Consider the following 17,534-nt stretch of genomic DNA (forward strand, 5'->3'; position numbering starts at 1 on the left):
TTAATGGTTTAAGAAGATGGTCCTGCAACACGCTCGATAGCGACGTTACCAACCCCTTTAGCAGTAATACCAAGCTTTTTGGCAGCACCGTAAGATAAATCCATCACGCGATTACCATGGAATGGACCGCGATCATTTACTTTAACGACAACACTTTTACCGTTTGTCTTATTGGTGACTCTAACGTAACAGTTTAATGGTAGTGAGCGATGAGCAGCAGTCAAGCCATTCATATCAAAAGTCTCGCCACTGGCAGTTTTGCGACCATGAAATTGACGACCGTACCAAGAAGCTAGACCTGTTTGTTTAAATTTGCTCACAGAGTTAGAAGCGACCGCTGTTAGACGCTCTAAAACGTCTTCATCATTACTTAATTGTGTGGTATCACTGGCTAGCAGAGAGCTGCTAAGCGCTAATGAGGTAGGTTGACGTGCAGACTTTACTAAGCTGGATGCGCCGTCATGTTGACGACTAAGTTCACCGAGTACACGGTCGATATGGGAGGCGTTATCTTGCGAAACTATTGCAAGGGATGTTTTTGGTTCTGCAGCATTTGCATTAGAAACAAGGGCAGAGCCAGCAAATAGTACGGCTGACATTGTCAGTAAACCAGATAAACGCTTATTCATAAATACCTCTATAACTTATACATCAAAACTTAACTCTAAAAAATCTTAGAGGGAGCGAGACAGTATTAGACCACTCTAACAGTGCCGCAAACTCCAAAACCGATATCACTCATCTTTCTCATAATGACTGACGTTCTCGTTCGGTTTCAATAAGTCTTCATGTATGGTAATTTTTAATTCATCATTACTGGTTAGCAGATCTTGATAACACAGTAATGACACGCTCAAATGATGGTTAACAATCTTAATTAAAACATTCATCAACAACTAAAATCTGATACTAATATTCAATAAACTGCCTTTTTAACATTGCTAAGTTAATAAGGGGTTTCGAGAGTCTTGCGTATGAGTTTGTTATTAAACCGTTAATTAAGTAGTGACTTTGAAAGTCCAAAATCTACAAGTTGCTAACTATACGGATGAGCTATAACGCCAATATAATTAAATGCTAACTTTCTTAGTAGCTCTGTACGGGTTATGTATAAATGACAGTAATAAGAGATTAACGCAATTAATTGTAAATAACAAGGAATAAAACCTCTTGATATTAGGTGCTAAATACAGGCTATTCTCTACGATTTAAATCAGAGTTACCTAAGTAAATTAATAATTAAAACAGTATCTTAGGTAATTTAATGAAAATTAAAAATAGTGGCTTTTATCATAATTTATGCATTGTTAATTACAAATAAGATGACTGAAAATCGGCTTGTTGACTCAATAATTTGCTCATTATTACTTTACGTATAGTTACTGAGTAAGTAGATTCTAAGAGTAGTTTATGCAGTTATTTGTTAATTTACGAATTCATAGAAGAGGCTAGCTTGTGTTTTATTTATGTATTTGGGTATGACTTTATGATTGAAGATTTAATAGTTTTATAGAACGAAATAACCGCTTAAATGCCAACGTTATTTTCTTGAGGTAAAAAAAGACCATATTATTAAATATAGTCTCTTTAGATATAAAAATGGAGATACTTACTCTGACTTATGCGTATGAATGGACATCAGTAAACCGAAACCTGCCATTAAGGTCACAATAGCGGTGCCGCCGTAACTAATAAAAGGCAGGGGAACACCGACAACGGGTAAAATGCCACCGACCATACCAACATTGACGAATACATAGATAAAAAACGACATGGCAATCGCACCGGCTAGCAATCGGCTATAAGTATCAGGATGAGAAAAGGCGATATATAAGGCGCGTGTCAGGATGCAAGCATAAATAAATATCAATAAGATAACACCAAGCAAACCAAACTCTTCAGAAAAGGCGGCGATAATAAAGTCGGTATGACCTTCTGGTAAGAAGTGTAGATGCGACTGCGTCCCTTCTAAATAGCCTTTACCCGTGAGACCTCCAGCGCCAATAGCTGTTTTGGACTGGATAATATTCCAGCCAGCACCTTGTACATCAGCTTCAGGGTTAAATAGTGTGAGTACACGAGTACGCTGATAATCATGTAATAAAAAATTCCAAGCAAACGCAACAAGCGGTATCGACAAAGTCACCGCGCCTGCTATTAGTTGCCATGATAGCCCTGCTAAAAACAATACAAAGATACCACTAGCAGCGACCAGTAATGACGTACCAAGATCAGGCTCTTTGGCAATTAGCAACACGGGCACTACAATCAATGCCAAGGTAGCGGCAATACTGGATAATGAAGGCGGCAGATCACGCTTAGATAAAAACCATGCGCACATCATCGGCATACCAAGCTTCATAAACTCTGAAGGCTGTACACTACCGAACCCTGGTAGATTGATCCAGCGCTGCGCGCCCATACGCACCTCACCAATGATATCAACCAATACCAGTAGTATCAGACCCAATACATAAAAAATTGGCGTAAAGGTACGATAAATACTCGGCGGTATCTGTGCCATGATAGTCATAACCGTAAACGCCACGCCATAGCTGAGCATTTGTCGTAATACCATATCGGTATCTTGCCCTGCGGCACTGTATAAAATCGTCAGACCAATACAACAAACGGTGAGTAATAACAGGGTCAACCAAGGGTCGATGTGGGTACGTTGCCAAAATGTTGGCGTATGACCTTGACCTAAATGATGGCTTTGTCGGGAAAAACGATATTGCGGGTTAGAAGACATAGGCAGAGTGTGACTGGCAGTTGACGTGAAAGAAGAGTGATGCTTGGCAGAATACTTACGAAAACTCGTAATTATAGAGTGTTTAATCAAACAAGCATTAAATAATAAAGTAACTTGTCAGTAATAAAGTAACGTCAATATAAAAATAATGAGGATAAGTGTTAATACCGAATAAGTCGCTGCCAATTTATGACGATAGTTTAGCTTGCTTACCTAAAATTTGATAGTATCGATAAAACGTTTTTAGCGGTAGTTTGTTGCAATGATCAATATGAAAAAACACCTTGATAGGCAAATGCACAAGCCTATGATTGCACTTTGTATTTGTGCCAGCACCTTGAGCGCCCATGCTGCGATTATTAGTGATAATAGTGAGCGCCGTATCCAAGTACGTCAGGGCAATAGTGTCAATAATAGCGGCAATGCCTATATTACACCGTCTAGGCAAGTCTCACCTTATAATGCAGGCGCGACTGTTTTAAGTGGCTCAAGCGGTGATAGCATGCAAGGACTGATTCAGCAAAAACAGCGTGAGTTTGAATTTGATGGTAGTCTTTCGATAGAAGAGAACAAACGCTTTAATAGCAATATGAGCGTGCCACGCTACAATACCACTTATAATACGGGTAATAACAACTATAATAATTATAGCAGCACAGATTTTAACATTTGGCTCAATAGTAATAGCTATCGTGCCAGTCAAGTCGCGAGCTTCCAGCGTTACCTCAACGCGCGTGTCGGAGCAGGAAATGTACCACCTTTATCGCAGCTGCTGACAACCGCTCGCAGTTGGGATAAATGTGGCTATGAGCCATATCAGCTACCACCGCAAGAGCTGTGGGCTAACATCGTGCCAACATTACAGTTATACAGTCAGCTAAAAAGCCAAGGGGTTCTGCCAGCCAGTAGTGAAATCCGCTCGGTATACCGTAGTCCTGGATTAAATGAATGCGCTGGTGGAGCAGGTAGCAGTAAGCATATGACGGCAGGGGCGATTGATATTTGGGTGCCAGAATATGAAAGTAGTCCATGGCAGCGGAGTCGAATGCAAGACGGCTTATGTGAGTTTTGGCAGTATCAGGGTCAGTCGCACAACTTTGGACTAGGATTGTATTCCACCGGCGCTATTCATTTGGATACCGATGGTTATCGTAAGTGGGGCTTTAATCATGCCAGTAGCGGCTCTCCTTGCCGTTATTGATACGATAATCTAGAGGTAAAACAAAAAATAAGCTCAGCCAGTAATATTTACTGACTGAGCTTATTTTTTTGTGCAGTATGAAAGGTAAAAGGCGCTATTTAGCAGTTTTCTTACTAGTCGCTTTCTTATCCCAAGGATTGACCTCGCCAACGGTGACGATTAAAAAATCTTCAGGCTTTAAGGTGTCACGTAAGGTTTGATTCACCTCTGACAGTTTTACTTGTTCAATACGGCTCACATAATTGGTCAGGTAGCTTGTTGGCAGCTGATAGAAGTTCATCATACTAAGCAAACCATTAATCCCAGCATTACTGGCAAAACCCATCGGGAAACTATTTTTTAGATTATCCGTGGTCAGTGTCATCTCAGCACTGGTAATACCCTCTTTTAAGGTGTTATTTATTACCGCTAAGCTGGCATCAATTGCAGCGCGTGCTTTATCATTACGGGTTGAAAAACCAATCTGATAAGGGCCGCGTGCCAGCATCGGATTCATCGAGCCTGAGATACCGTAAGTATAGCCAAGGTTTTGCCTAATCTCAGTCATCAATCTTGCATTAAAATCCCCACCTGCCAGCACTTCATTACCAACGGCAAAGTTGGTTTGCTTTTGCTGCGCCTTCATATCCGTTGCCCGCTTGTCGCCCAGTTGCCCCATCAGCACAGTAGTTTGGCTACTAGGAAAGGGAATATGAATATGCTGTGATTTGGTAAGTGGTTTTGGCTCAGGTAAAGTAGGCGCTGCTTGACCAAGTGGTAAATCGGCGGTGATGTCTTCAGCTAGCTTTTGCGCTTGCGGTAAAGTCAGGTTGCCTGTCATAGAAAGAGTGGCGTTAGCGGCTACCAGATAGCGGTTTTTGAAATCTATCAGCTGTTGTCTGGTGATATTAGGCACCGTTTCAAGCGTACCAACAGTCGGGTTCGCATAAGGATGGTTGCCATAAAGTGCTTTGCTAAAGGCAATGCTGGCAAGACTGTTAGGGTCTTGTTTTTGCTGTTGCAAACCTACCAATAAACGAGCCTTATTACGAGCCAAAATTTGCTCATCAAAGCTCGGTTCAGTGAGCATTTGAGTCATCAAATCAATAGCAGGAAATAAGTGTTTATCGTCAGATAAGCTACGTAATGACACCGTAAACATATCTTTATAAGCACTACTGCCTAGATTAATACCTAACGTCTCAACCGCGCGAGTAAATTCATTTTCATCCAAGCGCTTAGAGCCTTGCTCTAGCATCGTTGCTGTCATATTAGCAATACCAAAGCCTGTGCTACTGATATTACCATCACGAGCGCTACCAGCATTAAAGCGCAAATCTATATCAACTATCGGTAAGGCGCTCGTTGCCACAAACAGTACCGGTACACCGGCTTTGGTTTTAAATTGTTGAATGGTTGGGACAGTAACCTTTAAAGGCCTGGCATTATCTAGGCTGGTTAATTTATCTAAAGCAGCAATTGGCGCGCTGATATCGACTGTAGATGCTTGGGCACGATTTTCCTCGCTGGAGGTCGTATCTGCTTGCGCTGCCATAGTCAAAGTCGTCAACCCCAAAAATAAGCCCACACTCAAACTTGGTAGTTGCTTAAATTTTGGCTTTATTAATGACAGTAAAACGGTTTTCTTTTTGGTCGTCTTGTTAATGCTAAGAGGAGTATTCTGAGTCATAGCTTTCTTCTTTTTAATAGCGTCTTAAGCGGTAATTTTTGATGAGGTAATCTGACGAAACTTCACCTTTATTTACCTTTGGCTTGTTTTTTGACAGGCTCTTTAGCGGGTGTTTTAGTATCGTTTTTAGGTGGTACGATATGCATCACTGTTAGGTTATCTTTGACCAAATACTTTTTACTAGCAGCTTGTATATCAGCAACCGTTACGCTATCCAGTTTGGTTGGTAGCTTAGCAAGTAGCCTATCATCAAGCCCGATAGATTGTAATGAGCCAATCATGCGCGCTTGACCTTCCATGCTGTCTTGGGCGTATACCAGACCGGTCACTGTATTGGTTTTAGCACGCTCGATTTCATCGGCAGCAATCGGATCGGTTTTCAGCTTCTCTATTTCAGAGATAATGGCTTGCTGTGCTTGCGCTAAGCTGATGCCCTCACGCGGCGTCGCTTGTAACAAGAATAGTCCATCGCCGCGATCTAATAGGTCGTATGAGGTGCCCACTGTGGTCAGCAGCCCTTGCTCACGCACCAATCGGCTCTCAAGGCGCGCTGATAAGCCGCCATCCAATACGTCTTGCGCAAGTGATAGCGCGTAGGCCTGTTTTTCATTGCTGGCATCTATGGACACAAGGCTCGGTACGTTGTAACCCATTAATAAGACAGGCACTTGTACCGCTTGCTCAGATTCTACTTGCTGATAACCACGAAAGCCTTTTTGACTTACTTCAGGGCGTTTTGGTAGCTTGCTTGGTTTCAGCTCACCAAAATAACGTTTTACTTGGGTTAAAACTTCAGTGGGTTCAACGTCGCCGACGATAACTAAGGTTGCATTATTTGGTGCATACCATATTTTATACCAGTCTTTTAAATCTGCGAGGGTAATCGACTCAAGCTCATTCATAGGTCCGATGACTGACTCGCCTTTGGGGCTATTGGGCAGGGCAAGCAAGCGAAATGACTCATAAGCTTTAGCAAGTGGATTGTCATCAGTACGCTGGCGGCGCTCTTCCATGACGACTTGATGCTCTTTGACAAATTCTTTTTCATCAAATACTAAGTTTTTCATACGATCCGCTTCAAGCTCCAGCGCTAAAGGAAAGCGGTTGGCGGGGAACAGCTCGTAATAACCAGTATAATCATAGCTGGTAAAAGCATTGTTGACGCCGCCAAATTTGGCAATCAGGCGCTCATAATCCGCACTTGAAACATTGCTAGTACCTTTAAACATCATATGCTCAAGCACATGTGAGATACCGCCTTTATCAAGCGGTTCATCTGCTGAGCCAACCCGATACCAAAGCTGCGTCATCGCCACCGGTGCACGATGGTCTTCTTTTATCACTACCTTTAGACCATTTTCTAACTGATATTCATGGCGACCGGACATGTCCATGGTCAGTGCTGATGATGCCTGAGCGTCTGTGGTCGCTTTATTTTGAGTAACAGCTGTCTGTGTATTCGATACTGGTTTAGTGCTGATGGCACTGGTTTGGCAGGCAGTAATGGTCGTTGCCATCGCCAAAGCACAGGCAAGGCGTAAAGATAGAGCCGGTAGTGATAAAGGTGCGGGCATGATGTATTCTACTTATATAAAAAGGGCTGCTTGCAGGTTAATGGCTTAAAAATCGATAAGATAGTCTCTCATTTTTATGAGCTAATTGAGACTTTATAGAGATTTATGTGCGCCAACCATCACGCTCGCAGTCGGTTTAAATGTTGGCGTCGTACTGCAACCGGTTGCTAATAGTGCAAATGCTGCCAGTAATGTTACTGATAGTGAAATAGTAGCGATATTATTAGTCATTTTTTTATAATCAGTAGAAAGAGATAGCATAAGTGATTCCTAATATAAAGAGGTCAAATAAAGCGCATAAAATATTATTAAATAACGCTTGCTAAGAGTAGGGGAAGATTACCTTAACAAAGGTCAGATTTTTGTATGCAAACCTTAAGCGAAGCTTACTCGCTGATTCATCTACATAGCGTAGAGTTTCTATATAGCAGGTAAGCTGCCTTCAATGCCACTTTATAATTTATGAGTATTTGACTGCGTTCTAAGCTGCTAAAGACTGAGCAGCACCTGAATTATGCTAAACTAAGCTAAAAATATCTTTTGCTAAATTAATAGCAAGCTTGCGCCAGACAGATTAACTTTTAAAATAAACACATTACCGATAATGATAAATTTTAGGGCAAACTTATGAATAACCCCAATAATAGCAATCGTGTGGTCATCAATCTTGATGGCGCTCTTGATGATTTAGATGACGATGATATTACCTTACCCAGTCTGCCGGCGCAATCAGTCCCCATCGTTGATGAGCCTAAAGAGGCGGTAGCCCCACAAGCGGCTATTGAGGAAAGTTCAGCAAGCGATCAGAATCAGCAAGCCACGCCTACTATTAATAAGCAAGTATCAAGCTCTGATGCGGCAGAAAATATTGCTTTGGGCGCGCCTATTATCATGACAGAAAAGCGCAGCACGACTGAAAGTACTTCAGAAAGCTTTTCAAATACCAATAATATAGACAATATCACGCCGTCTATTTCTGCAGCCAAAATCCCAACCATGCCGCTGCAAGAGCAGTTAGGCGAACATACAAGTGTTACAGCTAATAATGCTGCCTCAAGCAACGTACTATCTGAGACACAGCAAACGACAGCAGTAGCTCAGAAAGATGAAGATCAGGAAGATAGTAAAAAAGGCAGCTGGTTTAACCGCATGAAAAGCGGTTTAAGTAAGTCTCGTAAGAATCTAGCTGAAGGTATGGTCAATATTCTTATCGGTGGCAAAGAAATCGATGATGAGCTGTTAGAGGAAGTCGAAGATCAGCTCTTAGTTGCTGACATCGGGGTCAATGCCACCAATCGTATTATCAAAAGTCTTACTGAACAGACAGCCCGTGGCGATTTGATTTATGCGCATTCATTATATAAAGCACTGCAAACTGAACTGGTTGATATCTTAACGCCAAAAGTTGCACCGCTTATCATTGATACCAGTAAAAAGCCTTTTGTTATCTTGGTAGTCGGGGTTAATGGCGTCGGTAAGACGACAACGATTGGTAAACTTGCCAAGCGCTTACAAGGCGAGGGTAAGTCTGTGATGCTCGCTGCCGGCGATACCTTCCGTGCGGCCGCCACTGAACAGCTGCAAATCTGGGGTGAGCGCAATAATATCCCAGTGGTGGCGCAAGGTCATGGCTCTGATAGTGCTTCGGTCATCTTTGATGCCATGCAGTCTGCTAAAGCAAAAAATATTGATGTACTCATAGCTGATACTGCTGGACGCTTGCAAAATAAAACCCACCTGATGGCAGAGCTTGAAAAAGTGGTACGCGTGATGCGTAAAGCCGATCCAAGCGCGCCGCATGAGGGGATGATTGTCCTCGATGCTGGTACTGGTCAAAATGCGATTAACCAAGTTGAACTCTTTAATAAAGTCGTGCCATTGACGGGTATTACCATTACCAAACTTGATGGTACGGCAAAAGGCGGCGTGGTCTTTAATATCGCTGAAACCACGGATGTGCCTATTCGATATATCGGAGTTGGTGAGTCGATTGATGATTTGCGCGCCTTTAGCCCAAAACAATTTGTCGCCGCCTTGTTTGAGACTGACGCTAAAGAATAGCGATCAGCAGTTTATTTTAGCCACTACTTAAGTCTTAAAGAGATAGCGATTTGAAAGGAGTCGTCATGATAGTCACCACAGCCGTTTTTGGATCTTATCAGCTCACATTAATTGCGAATGCCAATGAATATAGCAGTCCTAAGCTGGTTGAGGTTAATTGGCTGCTGGCAGGTGACTCTTGGCATAGCTCAAAATCTATTCCTAAACTCAAAAAGCATTACAGACTTGTCGATCAAGACTTTAACTTTATCGACAAGGATAGCCTAAGCAAAACTAATTCTGCTCAAACGCTATTAATAGAGGCTATAAAACAGTTGGACGAGTATTTTAAGGGCGAACGTGAGAATTTCGATTTACCCTTAGATGTGTCGTTGGGCACTGAGTTTCAGCAGCAGGTATGGCGAGCGTTACAAGACATCAAGCACGGTGAAGCTATTAGTTATGCCACACTCGCTCAGCGTGTTGGTAATCCAAAAGGTTATCGCGCCGTTGCCAATGCTAATGGTAAAAATCCTTTCAGTATTATCATTCCGTGTCATCGAGTCATTGCTAGCGATGGTAAACTTGGTGGCTATACAGGCGGATTAGACAAGAAGGAGTACTTATTGGCTTTGGAAGGAGTGAGATGTAAATTATAATAAAGCCATGTAAAACTGTGTTCTCATCAATTGAAAAAAGCCAAACGCTAAAAACGTTTGGCTTTTTCGTGCTTAGTAATCAATGAAAATTACTGTTCAAGCTGTGCCATGACTTCATCTGAAAAATTCACATTGCTATAAACTTCTTGGACGTCGTCGATATCTTCCAACATATCAATCATTTTCATCACTTTTAGCGCGTCATCGATATTATCGATCTCAGCGCTGGTAGGCGGTGCCATGGTAACTTCAGCATTATCAGACACTAGTCCTGCCGCATTTAAGGCATCTTTAACTTGACCGAAATTTTCCCATTCAGTGATGACAAGAAGGCTTTCACCATCATTTTCAATATCAACGGCGCCTGCATCTAACGCGACCAGCATGATCTCATCTTCTAAGCTTGTGTCATTAAAGATGATTTCACCGCGCTTATTAAATAGATAAGCGACTGAACCTGAAGTGCCAAGATTGCCTTCGTTTTTGGTAAAGGCATGACGTACTTCACTCACTGTTCGGTTTAGATTGTCAGTCAAGGTCTCAACTAAGACCGCGACCCCGCCGATACCATAGCCTTCATAACTAACTTCGTCCATATTGTCATTGTCATCGCCGCCCGTACCGCGAGCTACCGCACGATTGATGGTATCTCTAGTCATATTGACTGACAAAGCTTTTTCAATGACGGCACGTAAACGCGGGTTTTTATCGGGGTCGGGGTCACCTTGCTTGGCAGCAGAAACGATTTCACGAATAATCTTGGTAAATATTTTACCTTTTACCGCATCCTGACGGGCTTTACGGTGTTTAATATTTGCCCATTTTGAATGGCCTGCCATATGACATCCTTAATTTTTTACGGGTTATTAATAGTAAGAACAAAAAGGCTATGAATAAAAACCTTTTATATCTGCTGAGATGTTTTTATGATATGACTTATATGATTGAGCAGTAAGCTTAAGGTAATCAATCTATCACTCAGTTAACGATTTGTATGTCGTTAATAGCGCTTTTTTGCTACACTGCTATTTTCTGGCTTTTAAGCTGCGGTCGACTATTATTTTAGTAACCGCGCGCTGTAGAGAATCATCTTGTTTTAAATATGATTTATAACGCTGGTACTCATATTATAAACCACTTTGGCGTATTTTGACCAATTTTAGCTCACCCACGTAGGCCTAAATCTTCGGTTTATATAACCATTGATCCTGTGATTTGATTGACTCTATGAAACAACCGACTACCGAAGCCCTTACGCATTTGCGCAACCGTATTCATATTATTATTGAAGGCACAGATACTCGTTTGGGTAAGCTGTTTGATATCGTATTATTGTTTGCGATTTTAGCCAGCGTGGCTGTAGTGATGCTAGATAGCGTACTATATATGCGTTTGCAATATGGCACACTATTTCGCTATGCAGAGTGGTTTTTTACCATTTTGTTTACCATTGAGTATGGCTTAAGATTGTTTTCAGCACCAAATCGCCTTCGTTATACGTTTAGCTTCTTTGGGATAGTGGATTTATTGTCCGTATTACCAAGTTACTTAAGTCTAATATTTGGCGGCGTTCAATATCTGCTGGTTATTCGTATACTGCGTATCTTACGTGTGTTTCGTGTCCTTAAGCTTGAAGCTTATATGCAGCAAGCAGGGTTTTTGGCGTCCGCACTTAAGACCAGTCAACAAAAAATTATTGTCTTTTTCTTATCACTGGTTTTATTAGTGACTATTTTTGGTTCTATCGTCTATGTCGTAGAAGGACCAGAAAACGGCTTTACTAGTATTCCAGTCTCTATTTATTGGGCAGTGGTAACGGTAACCACAACCGGATATGGCGACATGTCACCTAAGACGCCTATTGGACAAGCAATTGCATCTATGGTGATGATAGCTGGTTATGCTATTATTGCCGTACCAACGGGTATTTTTACTGCTGAACTGGCTCGTAGTATGCGTCCGCAGCTCAATCCTGTAACCTGTCCAAACTGTGGTAAATTTGGTCATGCAGTTGGCGCAGAGTTTTGTGATCGCTGTGGGCATGCACTTCATATTTAGCTATCATTGACATTGATTTTATAAATTTGTGGCTATTCAATCTTTGCAAGCAATACTCTAAATTCTAAAACTCTATATATTCATGGACTAAAGGCGATAAATCTATCGTTACTCCGAGGTTGACGAGATTCCAGTATTGCCCAGATATTGTGCGGTCGAGCATCATCGTAGCGGCTGATGGCTGAAACTGTCCAAAGTATTTTAAAGAAGTACGCATCTGGGCGATGGCTTCATGATGAGTTTGACTGGTTGAAAAATTAAAAGCACCTTCTTGATAAGGCTTTATAGATAAAGGTTTTAGCCCAATCTCTAACCATCTTTCATAAAACTCGCCAGGTACGATTTTATCGTCTTCGCGGCGAATATCAAGCGCAATCAAATCCTGCTCAAGTGCTGTCACATCACCTTTTAAAGCATGCTTAGCAAAGCGGCGGAATAGCTGCACTTCGCTGTTACTATAGCTGCGAATACCACCAAAATCATAGGCAACGACACTGCCGTCAGCACGAAAGGCAAAGTTGCCGGGATGCGGGTCACAGTGCATTCGATATAAGCCAAACAGCTGTCCTGCCGTAAAATGAAACAGGCGAACAGCGATTTTTTGCTTGATATCATTATCCCATGTTGCTGCTACTGTCAACGATTCGCCGCTCTCTTCCGTCAAGGTCAAAACTCTCTTAGAAGAATGGCTGCTGATGACTTTTGGGATAATAAGCCCAGTATCTTCGGCATGAAAAGCTCCAAATACTCGCAGATTATGTGCTTCTTTAATATAATCAAGCTCGTCATGTAAGCTTTGGCGAATCTCGTGAAATAGCTGCTCTTGTAGTTGTTTACTCATATTGAGTACGCCAGCGATTTTTAGCGCCATACGCACTTGTTTTAGGTCACTATCACAGTTTTTATCGACATCAGGATATTGAACTTTGACCACAACCCTTTGCCCAGATGGTAAAACTGCTCGGTGTACCTGTCCGATGGAAGCCGCTGCAAAGGGTACTTCTTCAAATTCAGTAAACAATTCATGAATAGGGGCGTTAAGCTCACGCTCAACCTGCGCTCGTATTTGCACATACGGCATTGCTGGCGCATCTTTTTGTAGCTTCTCTAATGCAGTTGCTACCTCAGGCGGGAATACATCTTTGTATTGCGAGGCAATTTGCCCCACTTTCATTACTGCACCCTTCATCTCACCAAGCGTTTCAGCGATTTGAATACCAACATCTTGCATCAATTCCGAACGCGCTTGTAGGCGTTTTTCTTCGTCGCTTGACAGATGCTTTAGGGAGTTTTTCGCAGCTTTGCCGGCAATGCTTGCTGTCATGCCAGCGAGTTTCATAAAGCGTGCTCCGGACGATTTTGCCATGCCTATCACCGTATAGTGGGGTATTTTCTAACCCCTGATTTTATTGTTTTAATTAAATAAATGCTGTTTAACGACTGTGCCAATAATGTCTCTAGCGCTATCTTAATAAGACTTTCATAATAATTGTATGAGGCTTTTATCAATACTATTGAGATATAAATTATCAACGCCAAAAGCTCATTACTTCAAAAGACTATTTATTTTAAAAAGTTACTTATTCAATGTTATCGCATAAGTATGGGTCAGCCAATAATCCAGTGCCATATGATAACCCAACTGCCCCAACCCGCAAATTACCCCAACTGCCACATCACATAAGTAAGAGTGCTCTCGAAACGACTCGCGTGCGTGGACATTCGATAAATGCACCTCAATAAAGGGTTTTTGGGTGGCGAGTAGCGCATCGCGTATCGCAACAGATGTGTGAGTAAAGGCAGCAGGGTTGATGATGATGGCATCGACTTGTGCGCTTGCTTCTGCTAATAAACCATAATGCTGAATGTCATCGACCAGCTTGCCTTCATGATTAGACTGACTACAAATCAGCTCAATACCATGCGCTGCTGCGCGCTCTATTAACGCCTTTTCAATATCAGCAAGGGTCGTGTGACCATAAATATCAGGCTCACGCTTACCAAGTAAATTTAGATTGACGCCATTAACTAATAATAATTTATGAGTTAGGGTTTTATTTGAGTTTTGTTGAGTAGTATTTGTCAGTGCTGCTGATTGAGAGGAGGTAGTCATAAGGGTCTCGATGGATAGACAGTAATCTTTTTTATCATTTTTGATTTATATAAGCGTACGACAATAATAGGTTTGAGAGTTTAGAGTGCTCGCTATCCCTTTATCATAACAGCTTGTAAGTTCATTTATAAAATAATAAACGATAAAAATAGCCTAAGTTATAAAAATCATATTAAAAACCTTTGTGTTGCTAAAAACCCGTGCTATGATATTTTTTACACAACATATATTACGTGTTTGTTGCTAAGTCCATTTTTGATGATAAAAGAGTGGTTAATGCTTTTTATCTCATATGGTAAAGGCGCTATGGGTGAACTCATAAAAGTCAATTCGTTGATTTTATATTGCCGATAGCATACAGGATAGTCACTGTTAAATTTTGATTTCATAATCTTAGTATCCGTTTATATGCAATGATGCAAAGGAATTTGGGACTAAGTAAACTTTTTAGGAAGTAATATTATGTCAGCTCGTGAGCAAGGTATCGTTAAGTGGTTTAATGACTCAAAAGGCTTTGGTTTCATTCAACGTGATAGCGGAGAAGATATTTTTGTGCATTTCCGCGCGATCCAAGGTGATGGTTATCGCTCTCTCAAAGATGGCGAAAAGGTTGAATTTAGCGTTGTAGAAGGTGATAAAGGTCTACAAGCTGAAGAAGTCAGAAAAGTAGAAGAGTAATCGCGACAGTCATTCGTGTAGTTTAGCTATAATGTCTGTACAAACTACTGATATACTACTGAGTCAAGCCCGTCCTGTCTTACTTATGTTGAGTTCAATGCAGCATATTCAGTAAGTATTGACATAGTGCTTGGCTTTTTTATGCTTATCAGTTTTATAAGGCTTCAGCTTCATAAATAAAATAAATTATTTATAAGCCTTACCGTTTCTTGATTCCCTGTCATTTATCATTGATAAATGATATACAAGCGATTTATACAAAAGGATATTTTTTTGAGTAACTTTACGACGTTTACGGATTTGCCACTTTCAGCAGCGACCTTGCGTGCAGTAAGTGACTTAGGTTTTACTGAACTGACGCCTATTCAGGCCAAGATACTGCCACATACATTGGCAAATCAAGATGCAATCGGACAGGCACAAACCGGTACTGGCAAAACAGCCACATTTCTAGTGACGATTATGGAAGCCTTACTTAAGCGTCCGTTTGCTGCTGATGAAGAGCGCCATTTAGGTGAGCCACGTGCCGTCGTTATGGCGCCAACCCGCGAGCTCGCTCAGCAAATCTTTGATGATTGTATTGCCTTGACCAAATATACCTCTTTGCACAGCGTCTGTATTATGGGCGGCACCAATTATGAAACCCAGCAGCATGAGCTTGAACGTCAATATGTTGATATTTTGGTTGCAACGCCTGGTCGTCTGATTGATTTAATGCATAAAGGCATGGTTTACTTGGATCGGGTGGAAGTGCTGGTATTAGATGAAGCTGATCGTATGCTCGACATGGGTTTTATCCCTGATATTAAGCGTTTAGTCGGTCGTATGCCGCCTAATACTGATCGTCAAAGCTTATTGTTCTCGGCAACCTTTAACCAAGATGTGATGAATTTGGCTTATCGCTGGCTACATGAGCCAGAGTTTGTCGAAATTGAACCTGAGCAAAAAACCAGTGACCTAGTCGATCAACATTTTTACCTATTAACTGAAGATCAGAAACTAGAAGCAGTTGAGCGTATCATTACCGATAGCGCGGTAGAGAAGGTCATTATTTTTGCCAATCGTAAAGACCAAGTTAAGCGTTTGTATCATAAGCTGCGTCAAGGACACAAAATTGTTATGTTATCAGGTGATGTGATTCAGCAAAAACGCGAGAAATATCTACAGCGCTTTAAAGATGGTCATGCTTCTGTTCTAGTCGCGACCGATGTGGCAGGGCGCGGTATTCATGTTGATGATGTTAGCCATGTCATTAACTATACCTTGCCAGATCAGCCGGATGATTATGTACACCGTATCGGTCGTACTGGTCGTGCTGGGCAAACTGGTATTAGTATTAGCTTTGTCAGTGAAGATGATGCCTTTAATATACCGGCATTAGAGAAGCATTTGGATACTAAGTTTAAGCTTGAGCAATGGCAGCCTTAATGAATTGTTGTTAATAAAGCTTTGAAATCGTTGAATATAAAAAAGCCCTTAATAAATAAGGGCTTTTTTTGATGATATATTTTTGTCTATAGTGAGAAAACTTAACTATTACTTGTGATCCATCGTTGCTGAGTCATCATCCATGTTATGCATACTATGATCCATCTGGCTCATATCGTGATTGGTGGTGTCACCTGCGTCATTCATCATCATTATATGATCGCCGCTATGCTCCATACCCATGCTATGACCATCGCCATGCATATTGGTCATAGCAATAGGAACGAAAACGACAGCTAAGCCAGACAATACCATAATAGCGCCATTAAGCTGTCTCAAGCGAAAACGTCCAATTTTATCCCTTAACCAACCGACGGTCTCATGAGTAGCGACCAGCATCGGTACAGTTCCTAAGCCAAAGACGAACATTAAGGCAGCGCCGCTAAGTGGATTGTGTGCAACCACAGCAATTAGCAGAGCGCCATACACTAAGCCACAAGGCAAGAATCCCCATAGCAGACCGGCTGACAATGCTCGCGGAAAGGTGTTTAGTGGAAACACTTTTTGACGAATAGGGCTTAGGTACTGCCAAAAGCGCATGCCAAAACGCTCAAGCTTATTTAGGAACGGTGCACCAAGCATGGTCACGCCGACAAACACCAATACCAAACCAAGTAAGATACGAGGCATACTATTGCCTTGCATCAATGGCTGTAAGACGGTAGTACCTATCAGTCCTGCGAGCAAACCCAAAAAAGCATAGCTGCTCAAGCGACCGAAATGATAGGTCGCGACCAATGCACGGCGCTTGGCAGGGCTGACCTCTTTCATTGACAGACCAAAGGCGGTCACTAAGCCGCCACACATACCTAAGCAATGCGGTGAACCAAAAAAGCCCATTAATAATGCCGCAACGAGTAAAGCGATGGTCATGGAAAGACACTCCTAAGAACGGTAAAAGGCGCACTAACTTATCACTCTAAAATATAGGTGAAATAAGTAGGTAACACATCGGCAATATAAATTGAAACTATATTTTTGAGTGCTTGTTTGTATTTGAGACATGAGTTTAGTCGCTATCAGCACTATTGTCTGAATCACTTATCGGATGAGATGATTTTTCAATTGGGGCAAGGTCATTATTTTCATCTACTTTTTGATTAGGGTCAATAGACTCCTGCGCCTGCATCACTTGTCGGCGCTCTTGACGATCGTCTAAGATAATACGCTGTGAGGCGTTATCTAAATCTTCAAATTGATTAGATTTTACCGCATAACGTACAGCCCAAATCGCGACCACAAACAGCATGAGACTTAATGGAATTAATAAAAATATACTAAGCATGGCACATCTCTTTTATA

Annotated in this window: 15 protein-coding genes and 1 pseudogene; 6 read left to right on the top strand and 10 right to left on the bottom strand. The window is 41.7% G+C overall.

Features of this window, described 5'->3' with window-relative positions; all coding sequences use genetic code 11:
* Positions 1-8: 8 nt before the first annotated feature.
* A pseudogene (locus ACMHKH_RS10070) lies at positions 9-356 on the bottom strand (septal ring lytic transglycosylase RlpA family protein); the annotation flags it as partial.
* A 1,253-nt stretch (positions 357-1,609) separates the two neighbouring features.
* The gene (rodA, locus tag ACMHKH_RS10075; protein ID WP_413520506.1) at positions 1,610-2,752 is read right to left on the bottom strand and encodes a rod shape-determining protein RodA; all 1,143 of its coding nucleotides are present in this window, start codon (positions 2,750-2,752) and stop codon (positions 1,610-1,612) included.
* A 271-nt stretch (positions 2,753-3,023) separates the two neighbouring features.
* On the opposite strand from rodA, the gene ACMHKH_RS10080 reads away from it, so the two are divergent.
* Positions 3,024-3,953: a D-Ala-D-Ala carboxypeptidase family metallohydrolase gene (locus ACMHKH_RS10080; protein ID WP_413520507.1), complete on the top strand. Its 930-nt coding sequence runs from the start codon at positions 3,024-3,026 to the stop codon at positions 3,951-3,953.
* 94 nt (positions 3,954-4,047) lie between these two features.
* Here the strand turns inward: ACMHKH_RS10080 and ACMHKH_RS10085 are convergent, their stop codons facing one another.
* The 3 genes from ACMHKH_RS10085 to ACMHKH_RS10095 form a co-directional block, all read right to left on the bottom strand.
* On the bottom strand, positions 4,048-5,622 hold the full coding sequence (locus tag ACMHKH_RS10085; protein WP_413520508.1) for a M16 family metallopeptidase: 1,575 nt from the start codon (positions 5,620-5,622) through the stop codon (positions 4,048-4,050).
* Between the two features lie 68 nt (positions 5,623-5,690).
* On the bottom strand, positions 5,691-7,196 hold the full coding sequence (locus tag ACMHKH_RS10090) for a M16 family metallopeptidase (RefSeq protein WP_413520509.1): 1,506 nt from the start codon (positions 7,194-7,196) through the stop codon (positions 5,691-5,693).
* A 93-nt stretch (positions 7,197-7,289) separates the two neighbouring features.
* Positions 7,290-7,457 (bottom strand): hypothetical protein, encoded by a 168-nt coding sequence (locus ACMHKH_RS10095; protein ID WP_413520510.1) that lies wholly within the window; start codon positions 7,455-7,457, stop codon positions 7,290-7,292.
* Positions 7,458-8,345: 888 nt separating this feature from the next.
* On the opposite strand from ACMHKH_RS10095, the gene ftsY reads away from it, so the two are divergent.
* The gene (gene ftsY, locus ACMHKH_RS10100) at positions 8,346-9,257 is read left to right on the top strand and encodes a signal recognition particle-docking protein FtsY (RefSeq protein ID WP_413520531.1); all 912 of its coding nucleotides are present in this window, start codon (positions 8,346-8,348) and stop codon (positions 9,255-9,257) included.
* A gap of 65 nt (positions 9,258-9,322) precedes the next feature.
* On the top strand, positions 9,323-9,895 hold the full coding sequence (locus ACMHKH_RS10105; RefSeq protein WP_413520511.1) for a methylated-DNA--[protein]-cysteine S-methyltransferase: 573 nt from the start codon (positions 9,323-9,325) through the stop codon (positions 9,893-9,895).
* Positions 9,896-9,984: 89 nt separating this feature from the next.
* On the opposite strand, the gene ACMHKH_RS10110 is transcribed toward ACMHKH_RS10105, so the two are convergent.
* Positions 9,985-10,734, bottom strand: a complete 750-nt coding sequence (locus ACMHKH_RS10110) for a YebC/PmpR family DNA-binding transcriptional regulator (RefSeq protein WP_413520512.1) — start codon at positions 10,732-10,734, stop codon at positions 9,985-9,987.
* Between the two features lie 388 nt (positions 10,735-11,122).
* Between ACMHKH_RS10110 and ACMHKH_RS10115 the strand changes: the two genes are divergently transcribed.
* Complete coding sequence (locus ACMHKH_RS10115; RefSeq protein WP_413520513.1) at positions 11,123-11,953, top strand: ion transporter; 831 nt, start codon at positions 11,123-11,125, stop codon at positions 11,951-11,953.
* A gap of 64 nt (positions 11,954-12,017) precedes the next feature.
* On the opposite strand, the gene ACMHKH_RS10120 is transcribed toward ACMHKH_RS10115, so the two are convergent.
* Both ACMHKH_RS10120 and aroQ read right to left on the bottom strand, forming a co-directional pair.
* Entirely contained in the window at positions 12,018-13,319 is a 1,302-nt protein-coding gene (locus ACMHKH_RS10120) for an ABC1 kinase family protein (protein ID WP_413520514.1), read from the bottom strand.
* Between the two features lie 210 nt (positions 13,320-13,529).
* Positions 13,530-14,066, bottom strand: a complete 537-nt coding sequence (gene aroQ, locus ACMHKH_RS10125) for a type II 3-dehydroquinate dehydratase (protein ID WP_413520515.1) — start codon at positions 14,064-14,066, stop codon at positions 13,530-13,532.
* A gap of 462 nt (positions 14,067-14,528) precedes the next feature.
* Here aroQ and ACMHKH_RS10130 point away from each other — a divergent pair, with 462 nt between their 5' ends.
* Together ACMHKH_RS10130 and ACMHKH_RS10135 are read left to right on the top strand one after the other, a co-directional pair.
* A complete protein-coding gene (locus ACMHKH_RS10130; protein WP_011513806.1) occupies positions 14,529-14,744 on the top strand; it encodes a cold-shock protein in 216 nt (71 codons plus the stop codon).
* A 237-nt stretch (positions 14,745-14,981) separates the two neighbouring features.
* A complete protein-coding gene (locus ACMHKH_RS10135) occupies positions 14,982-16,172 on the top strand; it encodes a DEAD/DEAH box helicase (RefSeq protein ID WP_413520516.1) in 1,191 nt (396 codons plus the stop codon).
* Between the two features lie 108 nt (positions 16,173-16,280).
* On the opposite strand, the gene ACMHKH_RS10140 is transcribed toward ACMHKH_RS10135, so the two are convergent.
* Together ACMHKH_RS10140 and ccoS are read right to left on the bottom strand one after the other, a co-directional pair.
* Positions 16,281-17,105, bottom strand: a complete 825-nt coding sequence (locus ACMHKH_RS10140; protein WP_413520517.1) for a sulfite exporter TauE/SafE family protein — start codon at positions 17,103-17,105, stop codon at positions 16,281-16,283.
* A gap of 136 nt (positions 17,106-17,241) precedes the next feature.
* A complete protein-coding gene (gene ccoS, locus ACMHKH_RS10145; protein WP_413520518.1) occupies positions 17,242-17,517 on the bottom strand; it encodes a cbb3-type cytochrome oxidase assembly protein CcoS in 276 nt (91 codons plus the stop codon).
* Between the last annotated feature and the right edge of the window lie 17 nt (positions 17,518-17,534).

The organism is Psychrobacter glacincola (assembly GCF_965118485.1).
In the GTDB taxonomy this organism is placed as follows: Bacteria; Pseudomonadota; Gammaproteobacteria; order Pseudomonadales; family Moraxellaceae; genus Psychrobacter; species Psychrobacter glacincola_D.